The 792-nt window shown below is 39.6% G+C and carries 1 pseudogene; it reads left to right on the top strand.

Annotation, left to right across the window (positions count from 1 at the left end):
- Positions 1-792 (top strand): annotated as a pseudogene (locus ACFINO_RS10245) (hypothetical protein); the annotation flags it as partial.

Below are 792 nucleotides of genomic sequence, written 5' to 3'. Positions count from 1 at the left end.
GAATAAGTTTAATCAACTTACTCAAAACATAACGAATGTTACGCAACAGGTAAAAGGCGATGCCTTATTATGGAGCGATGAAGCCAATGCCTTTGTGGCGCGTCATGAAAAGAGCAAGTTAGAAAAAGGTGCATCTAAAGCGATACAAGAAAACAGCAAGATTACGTATCTGTTAGATGGTGATGTTTCGAAAGATTCCACGGATGCCGTTACCGGTGGTCAGCTTTATTCTCTGAACGAGCAACTTGCGACCTATTTTGGCGGCGGTGCTAAGTACGAGAATGGCCAATGGACTGCACCTAGCTTTAAGGTTAAAACAGTTAAGGAAGATGGCAAGGAAGAAGAGCAGACGTATCAGAATGTAGCGGAAGCTTTGACTGGAGTTGGTACGTCTTTCACAAATATAAAGAGTGAGATTACTAAACAGATTGCTAATGAGATTAGCAATGTAACAGGTGATAGTCTTGTTAAGAAAGATCTCGATACGAATCTTATCACCATTGGTAAAGAAATAGCGGGTACTGAAATCAATATAGCAAGCGTTTCTAAAGCTGACCGGACTCTTTCTGGTGTTAAGGAAGCAGTAAAAGATAATGAAGCTGTTAACAAAGGGCAGCTTGATACCAATATCAAGAAAGTAGAAGATAAATTAACAGAAGCAGTCGGTAAAGTTACGCAACAGGTAAAAGGTGATGCTTTATTGTGGAGCAATGACGATAACGAGTTTGTTGCTGATCATGGTAAGGATAGCGCAAAGACAAAGAGTAAGATTACACATTTATTAGATGGAAA

This window comes from Bartonella sp. AA83SXKL, assembly GCF_042196965.1.
GTDB lineage: Bacteria > Pseudomonadota > Alphaproteobacteria > Rhizobiales > Rhizobiaceae > Bartonella.
Note: the sequence above shows the minus strand (reverse complement) of the source record. Positions and strands in the feature narration are given on the sequence as shown.